General features: G+C 74.0%; 21 protein-coding genes. 15 read left to right on the top strand and 6 right to left on the bottom strand.

Annotated features, from left to right (window positions below; translation table 11 throughout):
- Positions 1–68 precede the first annotated feature (68 nt).
- The gene (locus tag ACLQ2W_RS19715) at positions 69–866 is read right to left on the bottom strand and encodes a site-2 protease family protein (RefSeq protein WP_425787683.1); all 798 of its coding nucleotides are present in this window, start codon (positions 864–866) and stop codon (positions 69–71) included.
- Positions 863–1063, bottom strand: a complete 201-nt coding sequence (locus ACLQ2W_RS19710; RefSeq protein ID WP_107159991.1) for a hypothetical protein — start codon at positions 1061–1063, stop codon at positions 863–865. The genes ACLQ2W_RS19715 and ACLQ2W_RS19710 overlap by 4 nt, the downstream gene beginning before the upstream one ends.
- Before the next feature lie 213 nt (positions 1064–1276).
- Between ACLQ2W_RS19710 and ACLQ2W_RS19705 the strand changes: the two genes are divergently transcribed.
- From ACLQ2W_RS19705 to ACLQ2W_RS19695, 3 genes are all read left to right on the top strand, one after another.
- Entirely contained in the window at positions 1277–3220 is a 1944-nt protein-coding gene (locus ACLQ2W_RS19705) for a bifunctional adenosylcobinamide kinase/adenosylcobinamide-phosphate guanylyltransferase (RefSeq protein WP_425787682.1), read from the top strand.
- On the top strand, positions 3210–3983 hold the full coding sequence (locus ACLQ2W_RS19700; protein ID WP_425787681.1) for an adenosylcobinamide-GDP ribazoletransferase: 774 nt from the start codon (positions 3210–3212) through the stop codon (positions 3981–3983). Before ACLQ2W_RS19705 ends, ACLQ2W_RS19700 begins: the two co-directional genes overlap by 11 nt.
- A gap of 62 nt (positions 3984–4045) precedes the next feature.
- Complete coding sequence (locus ACLQ2W_RS19695; protein ID WP_405090610.1) at positions 4046–5335, top strand: DUF2314 domain-containing protein; 1290 nt, start codon at positions 4046–4048, stop codon at positions 5333–5335.
- A 10-nt stretch (positions 5336–5345) separates the two neighbouring features.
- Here the strand turns inward: ACLQ2W_RS19695 and gcvT are convergent, their stop codons facing one another.
- Complete coding sequence (gene gcvT, locus ACLQ2W_RS19690; RefSeq protein ID WP_425787680.1) at positions 5346–6470, bottom strand: glycine cleavage system aminomethyltransferase GcvT; 1125 nt, start codon at positions 6468–6470, stop codon at positions 5346–5348.
- A 164-nt stretch (positions 6471–6634) separates the two neighbouring features.
- Here gcvT and ACLQ2W_RS19685 point away from each other — a divergent pair, with 164 nt between their 5' ends.
- Complete coding sequence (locus ACLQ2W_RS19685) at positions 6635–8203, top strand: leucyl aminopeptidase (RefSeq protein WP_425787679.1); 1569 nt, start codon at positions 6635–6637, stop codon at positions 8201–8203.
- 75 nt (positions 8204–8278) lie between these two features.
- Here ACLQ2W_RS19685 and ACLQ2W_RS19680 read toward each other — a convergent pair whose 3' ends face one another.
- Positions 8279–8608 carry a hypothetical protein gene (locus ACLQ2W_RS19680; protein WP_107161658.1) on the bottom strand — a complete coding sequence of 110 codons (330 nt, stop codon included), beginning with the start codon at positions 8606–8608 and terminating at the stop codon, positions 8279–8281.
- Between the two features lie 177 nt (positions 8609–8785).
- Here ACLQ2W_RS19680 and lpdA point away from each other — a divergent pair, with 177 nt between their 5' ends.
- The 7 genes from lpdA to ACLQ2W_RS19645 all read left to right on the top strand — a co-directional run bounded on the left by lpdA (position 8786) and on the right by ACLQ2W_RS19645 (position 17738).
- Positions 8786–10177, top strand: a complete 1392-nt coding sequence (lpdA, locus tag ACLQ2W_RS19675) for a dihydrolipoyl dehydrogenase (protein ID WP_396771270.1) — start codon at positions 8786–8788, stop codon at positions 10175–10177.
- 66 nt (positions 10178–10243) lie between these two features.
- Complete coding sequence (sucB, locus tag ACLQ2W_RS19670) at positions 10244–12127, top strand: 2-oxoglutarate dehydrogenase, E2 component, dihydrolipoamide succinyltransferase (protein WP_425787678.1); 1884 nt, start codon at positions 10244–10246, stop codon at positions 12125–12127.
- Between the two features lie 92 nt (positions 12128–12219).
- Positions 12220–13557 (top strand): low temperature requirement protein A, encoded by a 1338-nt coding sequence (locus tag ACLQ2W_RS19665; protein ID WP_425787677.1) that lies wholly within the window; start codon positions 12220–12222, stop codon positions 13555–13557.
- Positions 13558–13630: 73 nt separating this feature from the next.
- Positions 13631–14509, top strand: a complete 879-nt coding sequence (locus ACLQ2W_RS19660; protein WP_425787676.1) for an oxidoreductase — start codon at positions 13631–13633, stop codon at positions 14507–14509.
- 118 nt (positions 14510–14627) lie between these two features.
- Complete coding sequence (locus ACLQ2W_RS19655; RefSeq protein WP_425787675.1) at positions 14628–15581, top strand: LLM class flavin-dependent oxidoreductase; 954 nt, start codon at positions 14628–14630, stop codon at positions 15579–15581.
- 4 nt (positions 15582–15585) lie between these two features.
- A complete protein-coding gene (locus tag ACLQ2W_RS19650) occupies positions 15586–16596 on the top strand; it encodes an aldo/keto reductase (RefSeq protein ID WP_425787674.1) in 1011 nt (336 codons plus the stop codon).
- A gap of 242 nt (positions 16597–16838) precedes the next feature.
- Positions 16839–17738, top strand: a complete 900-nt coding sequence (locus ACLQ2W_RS19645; protein ID WP_425787673.1) for a TIGR01777 family oxidoreductase — start codon at positions 16839–16841, stop codon at positions 17736–17738.
- Positions 17739–17772: 34 nt separating this feature from the next.
- On the opposite strand, the gene ACLQ2W_RS19640 is transcribed toward ACLQ2W_RS19645, so the two are convergent.
- Positions 17773–19017, bottom strand: coding sequence for an extracellular catalytic domain type 1 short-chain-length polyhydroxyalkanoate depolymerase (locus tag ACLQ2W_RS19640; RefSeq protein WP_425787672.1), 1245 nt, complete (start codon positions 19015–19017; stop codon positions 17773–17775).
- A 146-nt stretch (positions 19018–19163) separates the two neighbouring features.
- On the opposite strand from ACLQ2W_RS19640, the gene ACLQ2W_RS19635 reads away from it, so the two are divergent.
- The 3 genes from ACLQ2W_RS19635 (at position 19164) to ACLQ2W_RS19625 (ending at position 22462) form a co-directional block, all read left to right on the top strand.
- Entirely contained in the window at positions 19164–20975 is a 1812-nt protein-coding gene (locus tag ACLQ2W_RS19635) for a DUF2079 domain-containing protein (protein WP_425787671.1), read from the top strand.
- A 52-nt stretch (positions 20976–21027) separates the two neighbouring features.
- Positions 21028–21669: a lipoyl(octanoyl) transferase LipB gene (gene lipB, locus ACLQ2W_RS19630; RefSeq protein WP_425787670.1), complete on the top strand. Its 642-nt coding sequence runs from the start codon at positions 21028–21030 to the stop codon at positions 21667–21669.
- Between the two features lie 187 nt (positions 21670–21856).
- Positions 21857–22462 carry a lytic polysaccharide monooxygenase auxiliary activity family 9 protein gene (locus ACLQ2W_RS19625; RefSeq protein ID WP_425787669.1) on the top strand — a complete coding sequence of 202 codons (606 nt, stop codon included), beginning with the start codon at positions 21857–21859 and terminating at the stop codon, positions 22460–22462.
- A gap of 58 nt (positions 22463–22520) precedes the next feature.
- On the opposite strand, the gene aspS is transcribed toward ACLQ2W_RS19625, so the two are convergent.
- Positions 22521–23807, bottom strand: a complete 1287-nt coding sequence (gene aspS / locus ACLQ2W_RS19620) for an aspartate--tRNA(Asn) ligase (protein ID WP_425787668.1) — start codon at positions 23805–23807, stop codon at positions 22521–22523.
- Positions 23808–24278: 471 nt separating this feature from the next.
- Between aspS and lipA the strand changes: the two genes are divergently transcribed.
- Positions 24279–25268: a lipoyl synthase gene (lipA, locus tag ACLQ2W_RS19615; RefSeq protein WP_357302857.1), complete on the top strand. Its 990-nt coding sequence runs from the start codon at positions 24279–24281 to the stop codon at positions 25266–25268.
- Positions 25269–25317: the final 49 nt, after the last annotated feature.

Raw genomic sequence — 25317 nt, 5'->3', positions numbered from 1 at the left:
GCGTCGCCGTCGGCCCGGGGACGACCGGCGCACATCCCGCCGGGCCGGTCGCCCGTGCGGCGGGCCCGTCAGCCCTGCCAGAACCGGATCAGGTGGAGGCCCAGCCGGTAGAGGTCCGGTGGGAGGCCGAGCGCGTCGCCGACCGCGAAGACCCCGCCGAAGAACGCGCCGCCGATGCGCGGGCTCCACAGCAACGCGAAGAGCAGGATGAATCCGTACGGGGCGAACAGGTCGTACATCCGCCGGTAGGCGGGGCTGAGCCAGGGCTGGATCATGTTGCCGCCGTCCAGGCCCGGCACCGGCAGCAGGTTGAGCACGCTGGCCATGAGCTGGAGGAACGCGAGCAGCCCGACGCCGGCCCAGAACTCCAACGGCCCGCCCAGCGCCGGCCCCCACGTCACGGCCGCCACCAGCACCAGCGTGAACACCACGTTGGTGGCCGGCCCGGCGAGGCTGACCAGGGTGTGCCGCAGCCGCCCGGGAATGGCGTGCCGCTCCACCCAGACCGCGCCGCCGGGCAGGCCGATGCCGCCGAGCAGCACCACGACCACCGGCAACACGATCGACAGCAGCGGGCTGGTGTACTTCAGCGGGTTGAGCGTCAGGTAGCCCCGATGGGCGATGTCCCGGTCGCCGGCCCGGTACGCGACCACGGCGTGCGCGTACTCGTGCAGGCAGAGCGAGACCAGCCAGCCGGCGACCACGAAGAGGAACACGTCGAACCGGACGTTGCCGTACCGGTTCCAGGTCATCACCCCGCCGGCCGCGAAGAGCGCGACCAGGGCCAGGAAGATGGGGCTGGGCCGGAACGCCGCCCGGGGCACGCCGAGGATCAGCGGGTCGCCCGGGCGGTCGTAGCCCGTCATTCGGCCGGGGGTTGCAGGCTCATCCGGTAGTCCACCCGGTCGTCCTCGACCAGCACGACGGAGGTGACGCCGGATGTCGCGAGCTCCCGCCAGGTCTGGCCGATCCAGGACTCGGCGTCCGCCTGGCTCGGGAACGACTCGCCCGGCCCGTCGACCGGGTCGCCGTTCGCGCCCTCGTACCGCCAGCTCCACGCCATGCCGCGTCTCCCCTCGCCGCCCGTCGCCCCGCAGGACCGGAAACCCCCGCAAGCCTAGTCGGCCCGTCGCGCCACAGCCCTCACCGCTCCCGCGATCTTGCGATCACTGCCCCGACAGACCGGGGCATTTGCCGCGTACGGCGGGCAGCAACCGCAAGATCGGCGCTGGGAGGGGGTGGGGCGGGACGGGGGCGGGAGAACTAAGGTACGGGCATGTCCGTTGACGGGTGGCACACCCTCCTGGTGCTCGGCGGTATCCGCTCCGGCAAGTCCGAGTTCGCCGAGTCCCTGGTCGCCGACGCGCCCATGGTTCGCTACGTGGCCACCGCCCCCGCCGGGGATCCGGATGACACCGAGTGGGCGGCCCGCCTCGCGGCGCACCGCGCCCGGCGGCCGGGAAGCTGGACCACCGAGGAGACCGCGACGGATCCGGGCCGGCTGGCCGAGGTGATCACCGCCGCCGGCCCGAACGACACGCTGCTCGTGGACGACCTGGGCGGCTGGGTCACCGTGCTGCTCGACCCGGCCCACCAGCCGGCCGACGACACCGCCACCGTCGCCGAGCTGGCCGCCGCGGTGCGGGCGAGCGAGGCCCGGCTGGTGCTGGTCAGCCCGGAGGTGGGCCTGTCCCTGGTGCCCACCACGCCGTTGGGCCGGGCGTTCACCGACGCGCTGGGCGCCACCAACCGGGCGGTGGCCGACGCCTGCGACGCGGTCGCGCTCGTGGTGGCCGGGCAGACCGCCTGGCTCAAGCCGCCCGCCGCGTCGCTCCCGACCGTGCCGGCGCACCCGCCGGCGGCCCACGCCCACCCGGCCGGGGCGGCAACCGACGCCGCCGTGGGCGGATCCCACCCGGACACCACGGTCGGCGCGCCGCCCGAGCCACGGCACGCGGCCGGCGGTCGGGGCGTCGACGACGTGGCCCTGCCCGAGGTGCTCACCCCGGCCGCGACGCCGGCACCGGCCGGCGCGTCGGCCGGCCCGGCCGGGGCCGGCGACTGGGCGGCACCCACCATGGCGCTGCCGATGATCGCCACCGGCCTGGTCATCCAGCCGGGCATGGAACTGCCGATGCCGGACGACTACACCGGCCCGCAGGCGGTCGACCGGCTCGCCACGCTCGACGTTCCCGGCGCCGGTCTGGGCGTGCTGGAACAGGTGGTCGGCTTCGCCGCCGCCACCCAGGGCAGCGCGAACCCCCGTCCCTGGGCCAGCGTCCGGGTGCTGCTGCTGCACGGCGACCACGAAGGCGGCGCGTCGGCCGGCGCGGTGGCCGGCGAGTCGGCGCGGCGCGCCCGACAGGCGCGCGCCGGCCGGGGCGCGCTGGCCCGGCTGGCCGCCGAGAACGGCGCCAGCCTCCAGGTCGTCGAGGCGCCCGCCTCGGCGCCGTTCGAGGACGGCCCGGCGCTCACCGGCGAGCAGGTCGAGGCCGCGCTGCGCTACGGGTGGCGGTTGGCCGAGCAGGCCGCCGACGCGGGCGTACAACTGCTGGTGCTGGCGGCGTGCGGGGCCGGCGCCGAGGCGGCCGCCGCGGCGGTGCTGGCGGCCACCGCCGGCGCGGAACCACCGGCGGTGCTCGGTCGGGTGGTGAACGACCAGGGCGAGATCGACGACAACGCCTGGATGGTCCGCTGCGCGGCGGTCCGGGACGCGCTGCACCGCACCCGACGCTCCCCCCGGGAGGCCAAGGACATCCTGGCGGAGCTGGGCGGCGGCGACATCGCGACGGCCACCGGCGTGCTGCTCGGGGCCACCGCCCGGCGCGTCCCGGTGCTGCTCGACGGGCCGGTCGGCACCGCCGCCGGCATGGTCAGCCGCGACCTGGCCGGGCAGGCCCGGCACTGGTGCCTGCTGCCCGACCACGGCGGCCGGCCCGGGGTGCGGCTCGCCGCCGACGTGCTCGGCCTGACTCCGCTGCTGGATCTGCGCCTCGACCTGGGCGAGGGGGCGACCGCGCTGGCCGCGCTGCCGCTGCTGCGCTCGGCGCTGACGCTCGCCGCCTCGCTGCCGGTGCACCCGTCGCTGGGCGGCGCCGACTCCGAGGCGCCGGCCGGACCGGCGGACGAGCCGGACTTCGCCGAGCCGGAGCCGGCCGGACCGGGTCCGACGACTGTCGGGTACGACCAGCCGGTCTCGCCCGGCCGACGTGCCGACTGAGCGCCGGCTCGCCGACGGCGTCCGGCTGGCGCTGACCACGTTCACCACCGCGCCGGTGCGCGCCGGCCGGGTCGACCGGGCCACCGCCGGCACCGCGATGGCGCTGGCCCCGGCGGTCGGCGCGCTGCTCGGCGCGGTGCTCGGCGGAGCGTTGCTGCTGGCCGGGGCGCTCGCCCCGCCACTGGTCGCCGCCGGGGTGACGGTCGGGCTGGGCGCGCTGCTCACCCGGGGTCTGCACCTGGACGGGCTGGCCGACACCGTGGACGCGCTCGGGTCGTACCGGCGCGGGCCGGCCGCGCTGGCGATCATGAAGCAGCCGGACGTCGGCCCGTTCGGGGTGGTCGCGTTGGTGGTCGCCCTCCTGCTCCAGACCGCGGTGCTGGCGGAGCTGGTCGGGCGGGACGCGGTCGCGGCGCTCGCCGCGGTGGTCGCGGCCACCGCGGCCGGACGGCTGGCGGTCGGCCTGGCCTGCCGCCGTGGTGTGCCGGCGGCCCGGCCGGACGGGCTGGGCGCGCTGGTCGCCGGCACGGTGGGGTGGGGCGTCGTGACGCTCGGCGCGCTCGCCGTCGCGCTGCTGGCCGTGCCGGCGGCGCCGGGCCGCCCGTGGCAGGGGCCGCTCGCCGTGCTCGGCGCGCTCGCCGTCGCGGCCGGGCTGCTCCGGCACCTGGTACGCCGCTTCGGCGGCATCACCGGCGACGTCCTCGGGGCCCTGGTGGAGGTCGTCACCACGCTGTCCTACCTGGGACTGGTGCTGACCGGCTGATCGCCGCCCGGTCGGCCGGGTAGCGTTCGGGTGAGTGCACCGGCGTGGTCGAGGGAGACGGCATGCTCATCACGGACGACTTCCTGCCCGTACCGGTGCCGGAGTCGCTCGACGCGACCTACCTGGTGCCGATCGACGGGCTGCCCCGGGTGAGCCCGAAGACCGCGGTCGAGGGGCTGACCGGCCGGCTGGCCGGGCCGGTGCACGGGCTGGCCAAGCAGATGCTGGACAGCCCGCTGATGAGCGTGGACACGCGATCGATAAGCGAGTTCCCGGAGCTTCCGCCGGACCTGCTGGCCGCGTTCGGCGCCACCGACGAGCAGCTCGCCCGGCTGGCCGCCGCCACCCACCTGGTGGTGGTGCAGGCGGAGTACCGGCCCGGCTGGCCGCCGGCGCACGAGTGGGCGGCCCGGGCGGTGGCCGCGGCCATCGCCGAGACGGTCGGCGGGGACGTGGTCGACGTGTTCGGTCTCCAGTTCCTCGACCCGGCGGCGGCGCTGCGCTCGCTGCCGGACGAGCAGGGCCGGATCCGGCTGGTCGACTGGGTGCTCGTGCCCTACTCGTCCGACGCCGACGGGCTCTGGTTCACCACCAAGGGGCTGCGCCGGTTCGGGCTGCTGGAGTTGCAGGCCCAGGGCGTGCCGGACCACCTCACCCGGGCCTGGGGCGCGGTGATGACCGGCGCGGCCCGGCGGCTGCTGCGGGACTGGACCGACGGGCTGGCCGGCGAGGAGGTGCCGGCGTTCGTGCAGCTCCCGGTGCTGGCCACGGTGACCGGGCACGACATCGCGGTCGCGTACGGCAATCCGGAGCAGCACGGCGCGACCGCGCCGGTGTTGCTCCGGCTGGAACTGGACCCGGCCACCGACCCGGACGCCGACTCGTTCCTCAGCCTGAACCCGCCGCCGGGGCATCCCGGGCCGCCGGGCCGCTACTTCGCCGCCGCCTGCGCGACGCTGTTCAACGGCATCCAGCCCGACGTCCGCTACACCCGCACGGACGACGCGATGAGCCGGGCGGTGGCGACCGCCCGGGCCGCGCTCGGCGACATCCGGGCCCGGTTCCTGGCCGGCGGGCTGCCGGCGGAGAGCCAGCTCGTGGTCAAGTACGGCCTGCCCGGCGACGACGGCCCGGAGTACGTCTGGGCCGGGGTGACCTCGTGGGACGCCCCGGAACGGATCGTCGGCGCGAGCGCCACCGACGCCACCACCGACCCGAGCGTGCGGATCGGCTCGCCGGTCGTGGTCGAGGCGTCCGACGTGGTCGACTGGGCCGTGCTGGACGGCACCGGTGTGCTGGAGGGCGGCTGGACCCAGGCCGTCCTCGACGCCGGCGAGCGCGGCGAGGGCTGACCCGGGCCGGTCAGCGCACCGAGGGCTGGACGAACGGCGGCCTGGTCAGGCGCATCCGGGCCCGCCGGCCACGGATGTCCACCGTCAGCTCCTCGCCGTCGGGCAGCTTCGGGTCGGTGTCGACGAGCGCGAGCGCGATGCCGTGCTTGAGCGTCGGGCTGAACGTGCCGCTGGTGACGGTGCCGACCCGGCGGTCCCCGGCGTGGACGGCCATGCCGGGGCGCGGGATGGCCCGGTCGACCGCGGCGAGCCCGCGCAGCGTACGGGCCGGTCCGGCGGCCTTCTCGGCGCGCAGCACGTCCCGGCCCCAGAAGGCCGGCTTGTCCCAGCCCACCGCCCAGCCGGAGCGGCCCTGCACCGGGGTGATCTCCAGGGACAGGTCCTGCCCGTGCAGCGGGTACCCCATCTCGGTGCGCAGCGTGTCCCGGGCGGCCAGCCCGCACGCCCGCACGTCGTCGCCCGCGGCGAACAGCGCGTCCCAGACGGCGACCGCGTGCTCGGCGGGCACGACCAGCTCGTAGCCCAGCTCACCGGTGTAGCCGGTGCGGCAGACGGTCAGCTCGACGCCGGCCGACGTGGCGGTGGAGAAGCTCATGTAGTCGTGGGCGGTGGGCAGCCCGAGCGCGTCGAGCAGCGCCGCCGAGCCCGGTCCCTGGACCGCGAGCACCGCGTACGCCTCGTGCTCGTCGGTGACGGTCACGTCGGCCGGCGCGGCGGCGCGCAGCCGGCGGGCCACCTCGGCGGTGTTCGCCGCGTTGGGCACCAGGAAGACGTGGTCGTCGGCGTGCAGGTAGGCGATGATGTCGTCCACCACGCCGCCGGTGGCGTCGTCGCAGCAGAGCGTGTACTGCGCCTGGCCGGGCATGATCCGGCCGAGGTCGTTGCTGAGGCAGGCGTTGACGAAGTCGGCCGCGCCGGGCCCGGTGACCCGGACCTTGCCCAGGTGCGAGACGTCGAAGACGCCCACAGCGGTCCGCACGGCGGTGTGTTCCCTGAGCACGCCGCCGCCGGCGTACTCGATCGGCATCTGCCAGCCGCCGAAGGGGGCGAACTTCGCGCCGAGCGCGGTGTGTCGCTCGTACAGCGGGGAACGGCGCAGCCGGGTCTCGGCAGCGTCGGAGGTCACCTCGGTCATGGTGGCAACTTACCGGCCGGGACCCCGGTGGTTAGCATCGGCGGGATCCCGTCGGTACGCATCGGCGGGACAGCCACGCCTCCGGCGGGTAGGTTGCCGCCGGAGAGACCTTCATCGCCGGTACGCGACGACGCGGCCGGCCCGGCCCGCCCGGAGTAGCTTTCGTGACATCGCCCCGCACCACCCTCAGCCTGGTCGACACCGACCCCGCCGAACTTCCCGTCGACGCGATCGTGATCGGCGTGCACAGCCAGCCGAACGGACCGGGCGACGGCGCACCCGCCGGTGCCCTGTTGCTGGCCAGCGGCGCGGAGAGCATCGCCGCCGCGTTCGACGGAAAGCTGACCGAGACGCTGGCCCTGCTCGGCGCGACCGGTGGCCCCGGCGAGGTGATCAAGCTGGCCACGCTCGGCACGGTGACCGCCCCGGTGGTCGCCGCCGTCGGGCTGGGCCCGGAGCCCGCCGGCGCCGCGCCCGCCCCCGAGTCCCTGCGCCGGGCCGCCGGCGCGGCGGTCCGGGCGCTGGCCGGCGCTGCCCGCGTCGCCCTCGCCCTGCCGCTGCCGGACGACGCCGACGCGCCGGCCGCGCTGCGCGCGGTCGCCGAGGGCGCGCTGCTCGGCGGCTACCGGTTCGCCGGCTACAAGACGAAGCCGCAGCCGGCCCGGCGCGAGCCGGTGTCCGAGCTGCTGGTCGCGGTGCCGGACGCGGCCGACGCGGCCGCCCTGGCCGAGGTCGAGCGCGCGCAGACGGTGGCCGGCGCGGTACGGACCAGCCGGGACTGGGTCAACACCGCCCCGAACGAGCTGCGCCCGCCGGCGTTCGCCGACGCCGTGGCGACCGCCGCCCGGGAGGCCGGGCTGGAGGTCGAGGTGCTCGACGAGGCGGCGCTGGCGGCCGGCGGGTACGGCGGCATCCTCGCCGTCGGCCAGGGCTCCGAGGCACCGCCGCGGCTGGTGAAGCTCACCTGGACGCCGCCCGGCGGCGGCAACGGCAAGCGGGTCGCGCTGGTCGGCAAGGGCATCACGTTCGACACCGGCGGCATCTCGATCAAGCCGGCGCAGGGCATGTGGGAGATGAAGTCGGACATGGCCGGCGCGGCGGCGGTCGGCGCGGCCATGCTGGCGGTGGCGGCGCTCAAGCCGAACGTGACGGTCACCGCCTACCTGCCGATGGCGGAGAACATGCCGTCGGGCGCCAGCTACCGGCCGGGCGACGTGATCAGCATGTTCAACGGCAAGAAGGTGGAGGTGCTCAACACCGACGCCGAGGGCCGGATGATCCTGGCCGACGCGATGGCCCGGGCCTGCTCCGACGGCGCCGACTACCTGTTCGAGACCTCGACGCTGACCGGTGGCCAGGTGATCGCGCTGGGCAAGCGGATCGCCGGCGTGATGGGCAGCCCGGAGCTGTGCGAGCGGGTCCGGGTGGCCGGTGACGCGACCGGCGAGCCGGCCTGGCCGATGCCGCTGCCGGACGACGTGCGCAAGGGCATGGAGTCCGACGTCGCGGACATCTCCCAGGTCAACGCCGGGATGGACCGCGCCGGTCACATGCTCCAGGGCGGCGTGTTCCTGCGGGAGTTCGTCACCGACGACGTGGCCTGGGCGCACATCGACATCGCCGGTCCCAGCTACCACTCGGGCGAGGCCACCGGCTACTGGACCAAGGGCGGCACCGGCGTGCCGGTCCGCACCCTGCTCCACCTGGTCGACGACGTGGCCGCCAACGGCTGAGGTGCAAGGAGGGGCCCCCTGTTAACGCATTCCGCATAGCAGGGGGCCCCTTTTAACACCTGCGGCCCGAGGCGCTCAGAACAGCTCGGGACGGCGCTTGCGGCGCTCGTTGTAGTCGCGCATGCGCTGGGGGTAGCCCATCAGCCTCACGTCGTAGATCGGGATGGCGGTCCGGTGCGCCCAACGCCGGGCGTCCTCCGGGCTGCCGACCCGCCGCCGGGTCCACTCGCCGTCGTCGGCGATCAGCATGACGGTGGTCTCGGTGACCGTCGTCCGTGGCTCCAGGAACGCCTCGACGCCCCGTCGGGTGCGGACGAAGTTCTCGAGATGGTCCAGATCGGCGCGCTCGGCGGCACGGTCACGGCTCACCGCGGCCACCCGCTTGCGTCGTCGGAACAGCGCCACCGGACCCACTCCTCCCCCGGACGTCATCGAAGACGATGCCAAGGGTACGTGCCGCCGACGTGTCGTTGGGCACCTCGGTACGCGCTCGGTGCGAGGTGGTGACAAGATGACCGAGGTGGGGTGTGCCTGTTACTCCGCCGTAACCCCCGATGCAGCGACGCGACCTGGGAGTTGGATGTGAGCGAGCCGAACGACACGACCTTCGACATCGTCATCCTCGGAGGTGGTAGCGGCGGCTACGCGGCGGCGCTGCGTGCCGCCCAGCTGGATCTCTCCGTCGCGCTCATCGAGAAGGGGAAGCTCGGCGGCACCTGCCTGCACAACGGCTGCATCCCCACCAAGGCGCTGCTGCACGCCGCCGAGATCGCCGACCAGACCCGCGAGTCCGAGCAGTTCGGCGTGAAGGCCGAGCTGGTCGGCATCGACATGGCGGCGGTCAACTCGTACAAGGACGGCGTGATCTCCCGCCTCTACAAGGGCCTCCAGGGCCTGGTGGGCAGCGCCAAGAAGATCACCTTCGTGGCCGGCGCCGGCAAGCTGGTCGGCAAGAACGTGGTCGAGGTGGACGGCAAGCGCTACACCGGCCGCAACGTGATCCTGGCCTCCGGCTCGTACGCGAAGAGCCTGCCCGGCCTGGAGGTCGACGGCGAGCGGATCATCACCAGCGACCACGCGCTCACCCTGGACCGCGTCCCGTCGTCGGCGATCGTGCTCGGCGGCGGCGTGATCGGCGTCGAGTTCGCCAGCGTCTGGAAGTCCTTCGGCGTGGACGTGACAATCGTCGAGGCGCTGCCCCGGCTGGTCGCCGCCGAGGACGAGGAGTCGTCGAAGGCGCTGGAGCGCGCGTTCCGCAAGCGGAAGATCAACTTCAAGGTCGGCAAGCCGTTCGAGAAGGTCGAGAAGACCGACAACGGCGTCAAGCTGACCATTCAGGGCGGCGACACGGTCGAGGCCGAGCTGCTGCTGGTCGCCGTCGGTCGTGGCCCGACCACCGCCAACCTCGGCTACGAGGAGCAGGGCGTCAAGATGGACCGCGGCTACGTCCTGACCGACGAGCGGCTGCGCACCAGCGTGCCGAACGTCTACGCGGTCGGCGACATCGTGCCCGGCCTCCAGCTCGCGCACCGCGGTTTCCAGCAGGGCATCTTCGTCGCCGAGGAGATCGCCGGGAAGACCCCCGCCGTGATCGACGAGGCCGGCATCCCGCGCGTCACCTACTGCGACCCGGAGCTGGCGTCGGTCGGCCTGACCGAGGCGAAGGCCAAGGAGCAGTACGGCGCCGACAAGGTCAAGACCTACAACTACAACCTGGGCGGCAACGGCAAGAGCCAGATCCTCAAGACTGCCGGCCACGTGAAGCTGGTCCGGGTGGACGACGGCCCGGTGGTCGGCGTGCACATGGTCGGCGCCCGGGTCGGCGAGCTGATCGGCGAGGCCCAGCTCATCTACAACTGGGAGGCCTACCCGGCCGAGGTGGCGCAGCTGGTGCACGCCCACCCGACCCAGAACGAGGCCCTGGGCGAGGCGCACCTGGCCCTGGCCGGCAAGCCGCTGCACGCGCACGCCTGACACGACAACCGCGGCGTCCGGCGACGGGCGATGATCCCACCAGGGGAATGAAGGAGTCTGGAGAACATGCCGGTATCGGTCACCATGCCCCGGCTCGGCGAGAGCGTCACCGAGGGCACCGTCACGCGCTGGCTCAAGCAGGAGGGTGACACCGTCGAGGTCGACGAGCCCCTGCTCGAGGTGTCGACCGACAAGGTCGACACCGAGATCCCGTCCCCCGCGGCGGGCGTGCTGAGCCGGATCGTCGTCGGCGAGGACGAGACCGCCGAGGTCGGCAGCGAGCTGGCGGTCATCGCCGGCGAGGGCGAGGACGCGGGCAGCGCCCCGAAGGAGGAGGTCGAGCCGGCCACCGAGCCGACCGCCGCCGCCGAGGGCACCGGCCCCGAGCCGGAGCAGGCCGCGCAGGCCGCCGCGGAGCCCGGGGCCGAGGCCGAGCAGCCGGCCGTCGAGGAGCCGGCCCAGCCCGCCGCGTCGTCCGGCGAGGGCACCCCGGTGACCATGCCGGCCCTGGGCGAGAGCGTCACCGAGGGTACGGTGACGCGCTGGCTCAAGCAGGTCGGCGAGACCGTCGAGGTGGACGAGCCGTTGCTGGAGGTCTCCACCGACAAGGTGGACACCGAGATCCCGTCGCCGGTCGCCGGCACCGTGCTGGAGATCAAGGTCGCCGAGGACGAGACCGCCGAGGTCGGCGGCGTGCTCGCGATCGTCGGGGCGGCCGGCGCCGCGCCGGCCGAGCCGAAGGCCGAGCCCAAGCCCGAGCCCAAGGCGGAGGCGAAGCCCGAGCCCAAGGCGGAGGCGAAGCCCGAGCCCAAGGCGGAGGCGAAGCCCGAGCCGAAGCCCGAGCCGAAGGTCGAGGAGCCCACCCCGGGCGTGTCCTACAACGAGCCGTCCGCCGAGGCGGAGCAGGCCGCCGAGCCGGCCAAGGCGGAGCAGGCCGCCCAGCCGGCCGCGCCGACCGCCACGCCGCAGCGCCCGACCGCCCCGGCCCAGGGCGGCGGCGAGGAGGCCGCCGGCTACGTGACGCCGCTGGTCCGCAAGCTCGCCGCCGAGCACGGCGTCGACCTGGGCTCGGTCAACGGCACCGGCGTGGGGGGCCGGATCCGCAAGCAGGACGTGCTGGAGGCGGCCGAGAAGGCGAAGGCCGCCAAGGCCGCGCCGGCCGCCGCCGAGCAGCAGCCGGCCGCGAAGGCACCGGCCCAGCCGGCCGCCAAGCCGCAGCCGAGCGCCAAGCGGGGCACCACGGAGAAGCTGCCGCGGATCCGGGCGACCATCGCCAAGCGGATGCAGCAGTCGCTGCACGAGACGGCGCAGCTGACCACGGTCGTCGAGGTCGACGTCACCAAGGTCGCCAAGCTGCGGGCCCGGGCCAAGGAGTCGTTCCAGGCCCGGCACGGCGTGAAGCTGTCCTTCCTGCCGTTCTTCGCGCTCGCCGCCATCGAGGCGCTCCAGACCTACCCGATCATCCAGGCCAGCATGGACCTGGACGGCGGCACCATCACCTACCCGGCCGCCGAGCACCTCGGCATCGCCGTGGACACCGAGCGCGGGCTGCTCGTGCCGGTCATCCACAACGCCGGTGACCTCAACATGGGCGGCATCGCCAAGCGGATCGCCGACCTGGCCGAGCGCACCCGGTCCAACAAGATCACTCCGGACGAGATGGCCGGGGCGACCTTCACGCTGACCAACACCGGCAGCCGGGGCGCGCTCTTCGACACCCCGATCGTGCCGTCGCCGCAGTCGGCGATGCTCGGCACGGGCGCCGTGGTGAAGCGCCCGGTCGTGGTCAACGACCCGGAGCTGGGCGAGGTCATCGCGGTCCGGTCGATGGTCTACCTGGCCATGTCGTACGACCACCGGCTCATCGACGGCGCGGACGCCGCCCGCTTCCTGACCGCGGTCAAGGAGCGGCTGGAGGGCGGCAACTTCGAGGCCGAACTGGGTCTCTGACGCCTCAGGCACACAAGGGGTACGCGGCTCCGGCCGCGTACCCCTTCGTTGTTTCCGCCCCGGCGCGGACCGCACGCTGACAGACTCGGCCGGTGGGCGGGTACGGGTGGCGGGGGCGCCTCGGGCCGGCGGTACCGGTGGCCCCGGGGGCCCGGGTGGACCGGTTCGAGATCTTCTTCGACCTGGTCTTCGTCTTCTCGTTCTTCATCATCACCCGGGCCACCGCGCTCCAGGTGACCGGCGGCGCGCTGCTGCACGCGCTGCTGGTGCTCGCCGTGCTGTGGTGGTCGTGGGTGGTGCACAGCGTGGTCGCCACCCGGGTCCGGCTCGGCGAGGGTTTCGTCCCGGTGCTCATGACGGTCGGCATGGCGGCGCTGTTCACGTTCGCGTTGTCGCTGCCGAACGCGTTCCGCGACCCGCGCGGCAACGCGGCCGGACCGATCGTCGCGGCGGTCAGCTACACCGTGCTGCGCCTGGTGCACCTGCTGCTCTACCGGCACGTGGTTCGGGACAGCCCGGCCGAGCGCCGGCAGTTGATGCGGTTCGCCCCGGAGGTGGTCGGCAGCACGCTGTTGCTGCTGGTCGCCGCGCTGGTGCCGCCGAAGATCGACGGCCTCTTCTCGGCGTCGGTGGTCCGCGACGGGCTGTGGATCATGGTCGCGCTGCTCCAGTACGGCACCGGCATACTGGCCGGCACCTGGGGCTGGGGCGTCGCCTCGGCCGAGCACTGGGCCGAGCGGTACGACCTCATCCTGATCATCGCGCTGGGCGAGTCGGTCATCTCGGTCGGCGTGGGCAGCAACCTGCTCGGGCAGCCGCCCACCTGGCCGGCCGTGGCGGCGGCGGTGCTCGGCATCTTCTTCACCGCCGCGCTCTGGTGGGCGCACTACGACATGGTCGGGCCGGCCGCCCGGATCGCCCTGCACGCCGCCCGGGACGGGCCCCGGGTGGCGATGGCCCGGGACGCGTACGCGTACCTGTTCCTGCCGATGATCGCGGGCATCATCCTGTTCGCGCTCGGCGCCGAGATGATCGTGCACGACATCGCCGATCCGCAGGTGCCGACGGACCGGCCCGCGCACTGGCCGGGCGTACCGCTGCTCTTCGGCGGGGTGGCCTGCTATCTCTGCGGCAACATGCTGTTCCAGGCGCGGACGTTGCGGACGCTGAGCTGGACCCGGGTCGTCACGGTGCTGCTGCTCGGCGCGAGCATCCCGCTCGCGCAGCGGGTGCCGGGCCTGGTCGCGATGGCGCTGCTGACCGTCATCACGGTGGGCATGGTGGCGACCGAGGTGATCGTCTTCGACGAGGGCCGGCGGGCGCTGCGGAAGCTCGTCTTCGAGGAGCGGACCAGCCACGAGGCGCACGAGGCGGCCTGGCGGGCCCGCTGGCACGAGCAGCCCGACGAGGGTGAGCGGCCCGGCGGTTGAACCGTTCCCGGACGGCCTGCGTGTCACTGCTCGGCCCCACCATGGGGCCTTGACACGAGGAACGGGGACCCGCATGACCATCGACACCGTCCATGCCGACGCGGCCGGCACCTGGCAGCTCGGCGACCTGACCGTCAACCGGATCGGCCTCGGCGCGATGCGGTTGACCGCGAACGCCGACGGCAGCCCGAGCGACCGGGACCGGGCCGTCGCCGTGCTGCGCCGCGCGGTCGAGCTGGGCGTCAACCACATCGACACGGCCGCGTTCTACTTCTCGCCGTTGCGCTCGGCCAACGAGCTGATCAACCGGGCGCTGTCGCCGTACCCGGAGGATCTGGTCATCGTTACCAAGGTCGGGCCGGGCAAGGACCCGTCCGGCGAGTGGCTGCCGGCGGCCCGGCCGGAGCAGCTTCGCGGGCAGGTCGAGGAGAACCTGCGCCAGCTCGGCCGGGACCACCTGGACGTGGTGAACCTGCGGGTGCACGGGCCGGAGCCGCTGGCCGAGCACTTCGGCGCGCTCACCGAGCTGGTCGACGCGGGGCTGATCCGGCACCTCGGCGTCTCGGCGGTACGCCGGCACCAGGTCGCCGAGGCGCGCACGATCGCCCCGGTGGTCTGCGTGCAGAACTCGTACGGCCTCGGCTACCGCCGGATCCACGACGAGCTGATCCGGGACTGCGCCGCGCACGGCACCGCGTTCGTGCCGTTCTTCTCGCTCGCCACCAGCGGGCGGGAGGCCGGGGCCATCGGCGAGGAGCACCCGGAGGTGCTCGCGGTGGCACGGGAGCACGGCGTCACCGCCGCCCAGGTCCGGCTGGCCTGGACGCTGGCCCGGGGCCCGAACGTGCTCGCCATCCCGGGCACCGGCGACCCGGCGCACCTGGCGCAGAACGTCGCGGCCGGCGCGCTCCGCCTCTCCGCCGCCGACCTGGCGCGGCTCGACGCGGTCTGAGGTGTGTAAGAAGGGGCCCCTTCTCTACCGGATGCGTTAAGCAGGGGCCCCTCCTTACACCTTCGGCCCTGGGCAGAAGGGGGCGGCGGGGGGCGGCGGAGGGCCGGAGACTGGGGGGATGGCGATCTTCTCCGTACAGGCCCGGCCCACGGGCGGGGCGAGCTGGGGTGAGCTGGCCCGCACCGTCGAGGCCGCCGGCTTCGACGCGCTGCTGGCCGCCGACCATCCGGGTTTCGGCCCGGCCCCGTTCGTGGCGCTGGCCGCCGCCGCGGCGGTGACCGGCACGCTGGGCCTCGGCTCGTACGTGTCGAACGCCGGGGTCCGGGAGCCGATGCTGCTCGCGGCCGATGTGGCCACTCTGGACGTGGTCTCCGGCGGCCGGGCGCGGCTCGGCCTGGGCGCCGGGCACACGCCGGGTGAGTGGCGGGCGGTCGGGCGCGAGCGCCCCGACGTCGCCGGGCGGGTCCGCCGCTGCCTGGCGGTGGCCGGGGCGGTCCGGGCGCTGCTGGCCGGCGACGAGGTCACCGTCGACACGCCGGAGCTGGCCGCGTACGCCGCCCGCCTCGACGATCCGCGGCCGGTCCAGGACCGGATCCCGCTCACCCTGGGCACGGCCAACTCCACGTTGCTGCGGTGGGCCGGCGCGCACGCCGACGTGGTCGGCCTGACCGGCTTCGGGCGCACGCTGGCGGACGGGCACGCGCACGAGGTGCGGTGGCGGGCCGACCAGCTCGAGGCGCAGCTCGCCCACGTGGCGGCCGGCGCCGCCGGTCGGGACGCACCGCCGGCCCTGGAGGCGCTGGTCCAGCACGTCGCGATCACCGACGACGCCGAGGCGGTCGCCGCCGGGACGGCCGCCGAGACCGGCCTCACCCCGGCGGAGGTGCTGGCCACCCCGTTCGTGCTGATCGGCACCACCGACGAGATCGTCGCGGCGGTGGCCGGGCACCGCCGCCGCTGGGGCGTCACCCGCTTCGTGGTACGCGCCGGCGCCGTCGACGCGCTCGCGCCGCTCCTGCCCCGGCTGACCGAAAACGGGTCGACTTCGAGCGCACTCGAGACAGGACACTGATTCCATGACGACGACACGACGGTTGGGCCGCAGCGGCATCGAGGTCAGCGCGATCGGCATGGGCTGCTGGGCGATCGGCGGCCCGCTCTGGGCGGGCACCCAGCCCCTGGGCTGGGGCGAGGTGGACGACGACGAGTCGATCCGTACCATCCACCGGGCGCTGGAGCTGGGCGCGACCCTCTTCGACACCTCCAGCAACTACGGGGCCGGGCACAGCGAACGGGTGCTCGGCCGGGCGCTCGCCGGCCGCCGGGACCAGGCGGTGATCGCCACCAAGTTCGGCTATCCCACGGACGAGGCGACCCGACAGGCCACCGGCGAGGACGGCAGCCCGGGGTACGCGCGGCGCAGCCTGGAGGGCTCGCTGCGCCGGCTCGGCACCGACCACGTCGACCTCTACCAGCTGCACCTGGGCGGCCTGCCGGTGCCGCAGGCGCTGGATCTGGTCGAGACGCTGGAGGAGCTGGTCGGTGAGGGGAAGATCCGGGCGTACGGCTGGAGCACCGACGACCCCGCCTCGGCGCGGGCGTTCGCCGAGGCCGGCCCGCACTGCGCGGCGATCCAGCACGACCAGTCGGTGCTGCGGGACAACGCCGCGATGCTCGCGGTCTGCGCGGAGTTCGACCTGGCCAGCCTGAATCGCGGTCCGCTGGCGATGGGCCTGCTCACCGCCAAGTACCAGGACGCGCCGACCGCCCGCGGCGGTGACGACGTGCGCGGGGTGGCGCCCGAGTGGCTGGACTGGTTCAGCGACGGCGTCCCGCGCGCCGAGTGGGCCGACCGGGTGGCCCGGGTCCGGGAGGCGCTCACCGCCGACGATCGTACGCTCGCCCAGGGCGCGCTGGGCTGGCTGCTCGCCCGCAGCCCGCAGACGCTGCCGATCCCCGGCTGCCGGACCGTCGACCAGGCCGGGGAGAACCTCGGCGCGCTGGCGCACGGGCCGCTGCCGGAGGCGGCGTTCGCCGAGGTGGAGCGCCTCCTCGCCGACCTGCGCAGCACCCCGGCGACCGCGTGAGTGCGGCAGGTGACGAGTGCGCGCGACCGCTGCGGGGCCGGGCGTGTCGCGGACGGGAGGCATGTCTCGGCGAATGCGGTATGCCTCAGCGTCATAATTATGACGCTGAGGCATACCGCTGCCGAGGCGTCCCGGCTGCGGGCGCGACACGCCCGTGCGACGCCGCGCCGCGCGGCAGGCATGACGCGTGAGTGATTTCGCTCCACGCATCCGGATCGCGTCGCGTACCCGAAGATGTGAGTATGCGGATCCTCATGGCCGGCGTGTCCGGCTTCCTCGGCACCCGACTGGTCGACCGGCTCAGCGCCGACGGGCACCAGGTCATCCGCCTGGTCCGCCGCCCGCCGCGCACCGCGGACGAGCGGCAGTGGAATCCGTCCGCCGCGCAGCTCGACCCGCAACTGGTCGCGGACGCCGACGCGGTGGTGAACCTGGCCGGCGCGGGGGTGGGTGACAAGCGCTGGAACGACGACTACAAGAAGCTGATCCGGACCAGCCGGGTGGACAGCACCTCCACGCTCGCCATCACGATCGCCGGCCTGCCCGCCGCGGACCGGCCGGCGGCGCTGCTGAACTCCTCCGCGGTCGGCTGGTACGGCAACACCGGGGACCGCACGGTGGAGGAGGACGCGCCGGCCGGCGAGGGGTTCCTCGCCGACGTCTGCCGCGTCTGGGAGGCGGCGACCCGGCCGGCCGAGGACGCCGGCGTACGGGTGGTGCGGTTGCGGACCGGGCTGCCGCTGCACCGCGACGGCGGCCTGCTCAAGCCGCAGCTCCTGCCGTTCCGGCTGGGCGTCGGCGGCAAGCTGGGCAACGGCCGGCAGTGGCTGCCGTGGATCTCGATGCCGGACTGGCTGGACGCGACCGCGTTCCTGCTGGCCCGCGACGACGTGGCCGGCCCGGTGAACGTGGTCGGTCCGGCGCCGGTCACCAACGCCGAGTTCACCCGGGAGCTGGCCCGCCAGTTGCACCGGCCGGCGATCATGCCGATCCCGGCGCTGGCGTTGCAGGTCGTGCTCGGCGGGTTCGCGCACGAGGCGCTCACCAGCACCCGGGTGCTGCCGGGCGTGCTCGGCAAGGCGGGCTTCACCTGGACCCACCCGGATCTGCCGGGCGCGCTGCGCGCCGCCCTCGCCGGGTGAGCCGGCGGGGACGGCGCGGCGCGGGGCGGTCGGGTCAGCAGCCGATGACCCAGTAGCCGGGCCCGGTCTGCTTCAGCGCGGTGGTGTAGAACGTGTTGTAGAGGCCCATCCGCTGGCCGCTGCCGAGCGCGTAGGCGTACCCGCCGGACTGGTAGGCCCGGCCGGCGGTGACGTGCGCGTAGTTGCTGGCGGTGACGCAGACCGGCGCGGTGGTCGGCGTCGGCGAGGCGGTCGGGGTGGGCGACGCGGTCGGGGTGGGCGAGGCGGTCGCGGTCGCCGTCGGGGTCGGGCTCGGCGTGCCGCCGCCGCCCAGACCGAAGAAGAGCGCGTCACGGTACGTCGAGCAGATGGTGTCCAGGAAGTACGCCCCGGCGGTGCCGCACTGGTCCGCCGCCGAGCCCGGGTCGACCGGGGTGCCGTGGCCCATGCCGGAGACCCGGTAGACGCGGACCTGGTCGCTGCCGTAGACCTCCAGGCTGGTGCCGCCCGGCAGGGACGAGGTGCTGGTCGGGGTCGTGGACACGCCGAGCACGTTGGTCCACTGGTCCCGCGACTCGGTCGCGTTGGCCACGTTGACCGTGTAGTCGCTGGTGCCGTGCCAGACGGCCACCCGGGGCCGCTTGCCGGCGTAGCCCGGGTACGCGTTGCGGACCAGGTCGCCCCACTGCGCCGGGGTCTTGTCCACGCCCGGATTCATGCAGCTGTACGCGCTCGTGGTGCTGGTGGCGCAGCGGTACGGGATGCCGGCGATGATCGAACCGGCGGCGAACACGTCCGGGTAGGTGGCCAGCATGACGGCGCTCATCGCGGCGCCGGCGGAGAGCCCGCTGACGTAGACGCGGCCGGCGTCGGTGCCGTAGGTCGTCTTCGCGTAGTCGACCATCTGCTTGACCGACAACGCCTCGCCCTGGCCCCGGGCGGTGTCGCCGGTCTCGAACCAGTTGAAGCAGGAGTTGGCGTTGTTGCCGGAGGGCTGCTGCGGCACGATCAGCGCGAACTTCCACTGGTCGGCGTACTTCTGCCAGCCGGAGTTGGTGAAGTAGGTCGAGGCGTTCTGGGTGCAGCCGTGCAGCAGCACCACGGCCGGCGCGTTGCCGGGCAGGCCGTCCGGCCGGTAGGCGTACATGGCCAGGTTGCCGGGGTTGGAGCCGAAGCCGGTGACCTGGGTCAGCGAGGCGGCCTGCGCGGGCAGCGCGGCGGTCAGGACGCCGGCCGCGGCCAGCACGACCCCGGCCGCCGCCCCGACGAGGCGGGTGATGAGGGATGAGGAGCGGGACACGGGGACCTCCCGATCATGGAATGTGAACTGGGTCACTCTCCGAGTTGCCGGAACGTTACGTCCGTGTTTCATCGACGGGAATGGCTGTCGGTCACACATTCACCGTCCGGGCGGTGTGCCCGGGTCCGGTTGGTAACGTCCGCTGCGTGCCGTCCTCCCCGGTCGCCGACCCGCCGCCCGCCACCGCCGCCCGCGACCGGCGCGTCGACCTGCTGGTGACACTCGCCGCGGTCGCGCTGGCGCTCTGGGTCACCAGCGGCATGTGGCGGGACCCGAACACCCGCACGATCACCGTCAACTCCAGCGACCAGGCGCTGTTCGAGTGGCTGCTGGCGTTCGGCGGGCACGCGCTGACCCACGGCCAGAACCCGCTCTTCACCCACCTGATCAACGTCCCGGACGGGGTGAACCTCGCGGTCAACACCTCGATCACCGTGTACGCGGCGGTCTTCGCGCCGCTGACGTACCTCGTCGGGCCGCCCGCGACGTTCCTGGTGATCCTCACGCTCAACCTGGCCGCCACGGCGGTGGCCTGGTACTGGCTGCTCAGCCGGCACCTGGTCGGCAGCCGGCTGGCCGCCGGGGTGGGGGCGTTGTTCATCGCCTACTGCCCGGCGATGGTGTCGCACGCCAACGCGCACCTGAACTGGACCGCCGGCTGGCTGGTGCCGCTGCTGATCTGGGGCGTGTTCCGGCTGCGCCGGCCCGGCCGCGCGGTGACCGGCGGGATCGTGCTCGGCCTGCTGGTGGCCGCCGCGTTCTCGATCGCCGCCGAGGGGCTGTTCTTCACCGCGCTGGCGCTCGCCGTGTTCCTGCTGGTCTGGGCGCTGCAGCCGGCCCGGCGCGCGGAGGCCCGGGCCGCGCTGCCCCGGATGGCGGCCGGGCTGGGGGTGACCGCGCTGGTGGCCGGCGTGCTGCTGGCGTACCCGCTGTGGCTGCACTTCGCCGGGCCGCAGCGCTTCCACGGCACCGGCTTCGACCCGCTGATCCACTCCGAGGACATCGCCGCGTACCTGTCGTACCCGCGCCGGTCGCTGGCCGGCTGGGCCGGGTTCGGCACATCGCTGGCGCCCAACCCGACCGAGGAGAACTCGTTCTTCGGCGTGCCGCTGCTGCTGCTCGCGGTCGCCTGCTTCGCCCTGCTCTGGCGACGCGCCGACCGGGCGTTCCGGGCCACGCTGCTCGCGCTCGGTGTGACCGCGGTGGTCTTCGCGGTGCTCTCCTGGGGGCCGACGGCGAAGTGGAACGGCCGGCGCACCGACCAACTGCTGCCGTTCGGGGTGCTGGACAACCTGCCGGTGATCAACGCGGCGCTGCCGTCGCGGCTGGCGCTCGTCGTCGCGCCGGTGATCGGGCTGCTGCTGGCGTACGCGATCGACACGCTGCGCGCCCGGCCGCCCCGGCGGCGGGTGACCGGCGCGGCCTGGGTCGTCGGATTCGTCGCCGCGCTGCTGCCGCTGCTGCCCACCCCGCTGCTGACCAGCGTCCGCGAGCCGGTCCCGGCGTTCGTCACCACCGGGGCCTGGCAGCGCTACGTCCCGCCCGACGGGGTGCTCACGCCGCTGCCGTTGACCGTCGACGTCTATCCGGACGGGCAGCGCTGGCAGGCGTACGCGCTGGCCCACCGGCAGGGCGAGTTCCGCATCCCGGCCGGCTTCTTCCTCGGCCCGGGCGGCCCGGACGGCCGGGGCCGGATCGGCCCGGTGCCGCGCACCTTCGACACGCTGATGGACCAGGCCGGGCGGACCGGGCTGGTGCCGATCATCACCGAGGGCAGCATCGAGGAGTCCCGGGCCGACCTGCGGTACTGGGGGGTGCGGGTGGTGGTGCTGGCCGACCGGGTGCACGGCGCCAAGTACGACGTCGACGAGGAGGCGCTGCGTCGCACCGCCACCGCGCTGCTCGGCCCGCCGGAACGGGTCGAGGACGTCTGGCTGTGGCGGGTGCCCGGCGCGTGACGCGACGAGCGTCACGGGTGGGCGGCCGGGCCGGCGGGACTAGGCTGGACGGGTGAGCGTGACGACTTCCGGGTTGACCACCGTCCGTGCCGGCCGGCTCGACTACCAGGCCGCCTGGGACGAGCAGCGCCGGCTGCACGAGGCCGTGGTGGCCGGCGAGCGGGGCGACACGGTGCTGCTGCTGGAGCACCCGAGCGTCTACACCGCCGGCAAGCGCACCGAGCCGTGGGACCGGCCGATGGACGGCACCCCGGTGGTGGACGTGGACCGCGGCGGCAAGATCACCTGGCACGGTCCGGGGCAGCTCGTCGGCTATCCGATCGTCCGTCTGCCCGACCCGGTCGACGTGGTGGCGTACGTCCGGCGCACCGAGCAGCTCCTGATCGACGTCTGCGCCGAGGTCGGGCTGACCGCCGGCCGGGTCGAGGGGCGCAGCGGCGTGTGGGTGCCGGCGGACGACCGGGGCCCGGCCCGCAAGGTGGCCGCCATCGGCATCCGGGTGGCCCGGGGCGTGACGCTGCACGGCTTCTCCATCAACTGCGACTGCGACCTGGGCTTCTTCGACCGGATCGTGCCCTGCGGCATCCGCGACGCCGGGGTCACCTCGCTCGCCGCCGAGCTGGGCCGGCCGGTCACGGTCGCCGACGTGCTGCCGGTGGTGGAGCGGCACCTCCCCACGCTGACCCGGGTCTGACCGCTGTCACCTGCGCAGACTCCATCAATGCGGACAAAGATATAGATGACCATTGATATCTAGAGTCATAAATGCGACGCTGGGCATGGAAGCGCTCCCACTCCCATCCTATGCGCCGAAGGAGGACGTAACCGTGCGTTCCCACCACCAATCCGGACGACCGCGATCAACCGTCCGCGCGCTCGTCATGGCGCTCGCCCTGATCGCCGGCGTCCTGGCCGTGCCCGGTGCCGCCCAGGCCCACGGCACGATCGTCAGCCCGGCCACCCGCGCCTACAAGTGCTGGCAGACCTGGGGCAGCCAGCACACCAACCCGGCCATGCAGCAGCAGGACCCGATGTGCTGGCAGGCGTTCCAGGCCAACGCCGACACCATGTGGAACTGGATGAGCGCGCTGCGCGACGGCCTCGGCGGGCAGTTCCAGGCCCGCACGCCCGACGGGCAGCTCTGCAGCAACGCGCTGTCCCGCAACGACAGCCTGAACCGGCCCGGGGCGTGGAAGACCACGAACATCAGCCGCAACTTCACCGTGCAGCTCTACGACCAGGCGAGCCACGGGGCGGACTACTTCAAGGTCTACGTCAGCAAGCAGGGGTTCAACCCGACCACCCAGACGCTCGGTTGGGGCAACCTCGACTACATCACGCAGACCGGCCGGTACGCGCCGTCGCAGAACATCAGCTTCAACGTCTCGACCTCCGGCTACACCGGACACCACATCCTGTTCGTCATCTGGCAGGCATCCCACCTCGACCAGGCGTACATGTGGTGCAGTGACGTCAACTTCACCTGATCGCGTACCGCACGTCGCTCCGGCCCAGGACCCCGTGTTCCTGGGCCGGAGCCGTGCCTCACGGGGTGAGGCGGTGCAGGTCGCGCGGGAAGGCGGTCACCTCCCGGACGTTCGCCGCGCCGGTGAGCCGGGCGACGAACCGCTCCAGACCGATCGCGAACCCGCCGTGCGGCGGCATGCCGTGCCGGAACGCGTCCAGATAACCGGCGTACGGCTCGACCGGCTCGCCGCGGGCCGCCAGCGCGGCCCGGTAGTCGGCGTACCGGTGCAGCCGCTGCCCGCCGGTGACCAGCTCGATTCCCCGGAACAGCAGGTCGAAGCCGTTCGAGTACGCCGGGCGGGCCGGGTCCGGGTGGGTGTAGAAGGGGCGCTTCGCCATCGGGTAGCCGGTGACGAACAGGAAGTCGCTGCCGTGCTCGGCCCGGGCCCACTCCCCCAGCGCCCGCTCGTGCGCGGGAGCCAGGTCCGGCTCGTCGGCCGGCGCCCCGGCGATCGTCAGCGCGTCGGTGAAGTGCACCGCGGGGATCTCGGCGGGCACCTGCGGCACCGTCACACCGAGCGTGTCGAGCGCGCCACCGGCCCGGTCCGCGACGCCCGCCAGCATCCCGGCGAGGGTGTCCCGCAGCACGGCCATCACGTCCCGGTGGTCGGTCACGAAGCCCAGCTCCACGTCGAGCGAGGTGTACTGGGCCAGGTGGCGCACCGTGTCGTGCGGCTCGGCGCGGAACACCGGCCCCACCTCGTACACCCGCTCGAAGACGCCGACCATGAGCTGCTTGTAGAACTGCGGCGACTGGGCCAGGTAGGCGGGCCGGCCGAACCAGTCCAGGGCGAAGACGTTCGCCCCGCTCTCGGTGGCCGAGCCGACCACCTTGGGCGTGTGCACCTCGACGAAACGCCGCCGGTCGAGCGTGGCCCGGAAGCCGGCCACCGCCGCCGCCGAGATCCGCAGCGCGGCGGACCGGGTCGGGTGGCGCAACGCGGTCGACGCGTGGTCGAGCTGGGTGGGCAGGCTCGCGGTCAGCACCGGCCGGTACAGGTCGAACGGGGGCGGCACGGCGGGCGGGCCGAGCGGACGTACCGTCGGCTCGACGACCTCGACCCCGGCGGGCGCGGCGGGGTTCGCGACCACCGTGCCGACCACCTCGACGACGGTCTCCTCGCCGAGCGCCTCGACCTGCGCGCGCACGGCGGGCGCGGCGACCACCACCTGGGCGAGCCCGGTGGCGTCGCGGACGATCAGAAAGGCCACCGACTTGAGCAGCCGGCGGCGGTGGACCCAGCCGGCGAGCCGGACGGTCGCGCCGACCTGGGCGGGGAGTTCGGTGGACAGGATGCGTTGCACGGCGGTTACCTCCTCGATCAATCGCAACGCGATCCCCAAAGAGGTGTGGGCGAGCGGGAGCCTCGCGGTGCCACCACACCTTCGCCCCCGCCGCAGCGGGAGCCTCGTTCGTCGCCTTTTCACCGGGGCCAGCCGGGCGGGTTCTACTGGGCGCGGGTGTTAAACGGGGGCCCCGCCTCTACCGGAGGCGTTAATAGGGGGCCCCGCCTTACACACAGCCGTTCTTCCCGCAGCTCGGGAGGGTCTTCGCGGGGCCGGCGCCAGACCGCCTCGCAGCAAGGTGGCGGCTCTCTGGGCTGGCGGTCGGTCCGCTACTCGGCTCCGTCGCAGCTCTGCCGGCACGCTAGCACCGCGACCGCCCGGTGTGACGGGGATTTTTTCGGTATCCGTGTCCGGCGTCACAACGTTTCGGGCGTGACGGCCGTCGCCTGACGTTCATCGACCGTCGCCGACCGGCGTAGGCTCGGTTTTGTGACGATCGAGCATTCTGCGCCGACGACTCAGCAGCCCGCGTCCACCGCGACCGTCGCCCCCGAGGGGCGCCGCATGCTGCGGATCGAGGCGCGCAACGCCGAGACGCCGATCGAGCGCAAACCGCCGTGGATCAAGGTCAAGGCCAAGATGGGCCCGGAGTACACCGAGCTGCGCGGGCTCGTCTCGCGCGAGGGGCTGCACACGGTGTGCCAGGAGGCCGGCTGCCCCAACATCTACGAGTGCTGGGAGGACCGGGAGGCCACCTTCCTCATCGGTGGCGACCAGTGCACCCGGCGCTGCGACTTCTGCCAGATCGACACCGGCAAGCCGGCCGAGTTCGACGCCGACGAGCCGCGCCGGGTCGCCGAGTCGGTCGCCGCGATGGGTCTGCGCTACGCGACCATCACCGGCGTGGCCCGCGACGACCTGCCCGACGGCGGCGCCTGGCTCTACGCCGAGACGGTCCGGCAGATCCACGCCCTGCGGTCCGGTTGCGGCGTCGAGCTGCTGATCCCCGACTTCAACGCGGTGCCCGAGCAGCTCGCCGAGGTCTTCGGCTCGCGCCCCGAGGTGCTCGCGCACAACGTGGAGACCGTGCCGCGCATCTTCAAGCGGATCCGCCCGGCGTTCCGCTACGAGCGCTCGCTCGACGTGATCCGGCAGGCCCGGGCCGACGGCCTGGTCACCAAGAGCAACCTCATCCTCGGCATGGGCGAGGAGCGCGCCGAGGTCTCCCAGGCGCTGCGCGACCTGCACGAGGCCGGCTGCGAGCTGATCACGATCACGCAGTACCTGCGCCCCACCCCCCGGCACCACCCGGTCACCCGCTGGGTCAAGCCGGAGGAGTTCGTCGAGCTGCGCGAGGAGGCCGAGGAGATCGGCTTCGCCGGCGTGATGAGCGGCCCGCTGGTCCGCTCGTCGTACCGGGCCGGTCGCCTCTACCAGCAGGCGCTCGCCGCCCGCGAGGGGATCGCCGTCGCCGGCTGAGGCCGGCCGTCGACCGCGTCACCCACCGCCGGCCACCCGCCGGATGCCA

The sequence above is a fragment of the Micromonospora sp. DT227 genome (assembly GCF_049841835.1).
Taxonomy (GTDB): Bacteria; Actinomycetota; Actinomycetes; order Mycobacteriales; family Micromonosporaceae; genus Micromonospora.
The sequence above is the reverse complement of the archived record's forward strand: the minus strand, read 5'-3'. Positions and strand labels throughout refer to the sequence as shown.